Origin of the sequence: Neptuniibacter sp. UBA6509, assembly GCA_002435145.1 — a bacterium.
In the GTDB taxonomy this organism is placed as follows: domain Bacteria; phylum Pseudomonadota; class Gammaproteobacteria; order Pseudomonadales; family Balneatricaceae; genus Neptuniibacter.
The window spans coordinates 66,533-69,473 of sequence record DJLT01000096.1 but is presented as its reverse complement, the minus strand read 5'-3'; the positions used below and the strand labels follow the sequence as shown (position 1 = coordinate 69,473).

Annotated in this window: 3 protein-coding genes; all 3 read right to left on the bottom strand. The window is 43.5% G+C overall.

Translation table 11 applies throughout. The features are described 5' to 3' along the window. Nucleotides 1–1,190 (bottom strand): tRNA 5-hydroxyuridine modification protein YegQ (gene yegQ, locus B4K11_RS12500; protein ID WP_292959406.1); only part of this gene is annotated, 1,190 nt, incomplete at its 3' end. 52 nt (nt 1,191–1,242) lie between these two features. Next, nucleotides 1,243–1,803 carry an RNA 2',3'-cyclic phosphodiesterase gene (gene thpR / locus B4K11_RS12495; protein WP_292952649.1) on the bottom strand — a complete coding sequence of 187 codons (561 nt, stop codon included), beginning with the start codon at nt 1,801–1,803 and terminating at the stop codon, nt 1,243–1,245. A 106-nt stretch (nt 1,804–1,909) separates the two neighbouring features. Continuing rightward, the gene (locus B4K11_RS12490) at nt 1,910–2,797 is read right to left on the bottom strand and encodes a hypothetical protein (RefSeq protein WP_292952647.1); all 888 of its coding nucleotides are present in this window, start codon (nt 2,795–2,797) and stop codon (nt 1,910–1,912) included. Nucleotides 2,798–2,941: the final 144 nt, after the last annotated feature.

The following is a 2,941-nucleotide window of genomic DNA, read 5'->3' as shown; positions in this document are numbered from 1 at the left end:
GTCATTAGCTCAAGCGTATCCCCTTTTAAGAAACGATTACGAACATCAACCTCTAACATGCGCGCTTGCTTGTCATACCCCATAATCTCACCAACAAATTGCTGATGAACACCCACAGAGTTACCTGTTTCGTAGTTTTGATACTCATCATGCACATGGCGACGATAGAAACCTTCGGTATAACCACGGCTTGCTAAGTTTTCCAGCTCATCCATTAAGCTCATATCGAATGGTTTTCCAGCAACCGCATCGTCAATCGCTTTGCGATAAACCTGTGCGGTACGTGAAACGTAGTAGTGCGATTTAGTACGGCCTTCAATTTTTAACGAATCAACGCCCATCGCAGCTAAACGATGTACATGCTGAATAGCTCGAAGATCTTTAGAGTTCATGATGTAAGTACCATGCTCATCTTCAAACGCGGGCATGAATTCACCTGGTCGAGTCTCTTCCTGCAATAGGAAAATCTGATCAGTAGGCTCCCCTTCTCCCAGCGCAGGCTTTTTACTTACTTCTTCTGCGCGCGGGTCAAACTGCTCAACGGGTACAACATCACCAGACTCATCAACTTTGGCTTCATGCGCATCATACTTCCAACGACAAGAGTTAGTGCATGTTCCTTGGTTAGGGTCTCGCTTATTGATATAACCAGACAGCAAGCAGCGGCCGGAATAAGCAATGCATAAGGCGCCGTGAACAAAGACTTCAATTTCCATCTCAGGGCAGCGTTGACGTATCTCTTCCACCTCATCAAGCGATAGCTCACGAGAAAGAATCACGCGCTCAACACCCATAGAGTGCCAAAATTTTACAGCCGCCCAGTTCATCGTATTCGCTTGCACTGACAAATGAATAGGTACATCAGGAAAATGCTGTTTCACAAGATGAATCAAGCCTGGATCAGACATAATAAGCGCATCAGGCCCCATCGCAATAATAGGCCTAAGGTCATCAATATAGGTTTTCAACTTACTATTATGCGGCAGAATATTACTTGCTAAGAAAAACTTCTTACCCAGCTGATGAGCCAGATCGATGCCTTCAGATAGATTTTCCATATTGAAATCATTATTACGGACTCTCAGACTATAACGAGGTTGACCGGCATAAACAGCATCGGCTCCGTAAGCAAATGCATATTTCATATTCTTAAGCGTCCCGGCAGGGGACAATAGTTCAGGTGTACGCATAATAGTGAAGTAATTTCTTAAAGTAGAATGAAACGAACAATCCCAGTACTAACTAGGATAGATCCTGTAATGGGATTTCAAAGAGAGGAGTATATATTGAACCATCTTCTCCGGCCTTGCTCTGGAGCAATACAACTGAATCTGCAAGACTAAACATATCAATTACGGGCCAATGGTTCGGTTTCTTAAACTTATTTTTCCCTGGAAGGCGACCTAACGTAATATGAGGCTTAAAGTCTTCTTCCGTATGATTCACGCCTGCCGCATCAGCAACGTTAATCATAAGATCATGTAATGCTTCAAGCTCTTTATGAACCGCTGGAAGCGCTGCAATTAAGGCTAAGCCTTTATTAACACGGTAATATTCAGCAGCATTAATATGAACTTGAAAAGAGGTAAAATCAGCCAACTTCTCACGCGTGCAGCGTTCAAGTTCCTCTACTTGCTCTAGACTGACATCTCCAAGAAAGCACAAGGTTAGGTGATAACGATCCGAATCCACCCAGCTAACCTCAGTTTTTCGGTCATACTCACACAATGTATCAGCATGATCGGCCAACCAACGCACAACAGAATCAGGCAACGTCAGTGCAAAAAAAGCACGGATTTTCATTTGGCTTTTAAGTATCTCATTATATAAACGATCGTGTATTTTGCCTTCTAGGGTTTACGTTGGCAAACCCTAGAAGCTAATTTTTTGAGTATTTATTGAACAACGCTCAATTTTGCTCCAAAAGCAGCTGCATATTATTTAGTTTCTGCTTCACTTGAAGAAGGTCTTGATTCAACTGTCTACGTGTTCCATCAAAGGCCCTTATCGCTTGCTCATTCACAGAAACACGGCGCTCTATAGCAGCATCAGTCTTACTTTCAAGCTTAGCCACGCGTTCTGCCAATGCTTTCTGGCTACTCACTTCACCTTTCTTCTGCTCTTGAAGCTGCCCCTGAAGGCCCGTCTCCAATTGAGTCACTAGCTGAGTAACTTTAGCAATTTCAGCATTAACCGATTTCTTTAAGTTCGCATTATCAGACTTTAAACCTGCCAGCGCCTTAAGTTGTTTATTCTGAGACGCCAAGGTGCTCTTAAGAGATTTAATCGTTTTTTCCTGCGCTTTGATCAAGCTATCCTGCTTAGCTAAGGTTTTACCTTGCTTGGCGATTAAAGGCGCATTTTTCTGATGAGCAATCGCCCATAACTTTGCAATTTCAGAATCCAGTTGCTTATCTTTCTTTCTAAGGTTCTGCTCAAGAGACGAGACATTCCCCTGAAGAGCTTGCCCTGACTGTTCTGCACCTTCCTCTGCCTGCAGCAATAAACCTTTAAGCTTCTCAATCTGTTCCTGCGCCTCTACAAACGTAGCTTCACGCTGCTGCTGAGCTTGGTGCATATCAAAACCAAAGTAACCTAAAGCACTCACCGCAATGATAAGAATAATACTGACGAGCCCTTGAACAACCCCTCCAGATTTAGACGTCTCTTGTACCGCTCCCTCTTCTGCCTTCATGCTAGGCGTTGAAACAGGCTTAGGAGATGCGGAAAAGTTATTGTCCGTTACAGGTTCAGCAGGCCCCATATTTGGCACATTAATATCATCATCACGATTCATGACTATCTATTCACTCTTGGATACAGATTTAAGTTGTTGCTATTTTACGCACAAATAAAAAGCCCCGCAAAAGGCGGGGCTTAATTTTGTAGCTAGACGGGATGTAAACCTTACATCATGCCGCCCATACCACCCATACCACCC

Excerpts from the sequence above, each read along its gene's own strand:
- B4K11_RS12490 (WP_292952647.1), bottom strand. The coding sequence starts at position 2,797 with ATGAATCGTGATGATGATATTAATGTGCCAAATATGGGGCCTGCTGAA.
- thpR (WP_292952649.1), bottom strand. The coding sequence starts at position 1,803 with ATGAAAATCCGTGCTTTTTTTGCACTGACGTTGCCTGATTCTGTTGTG.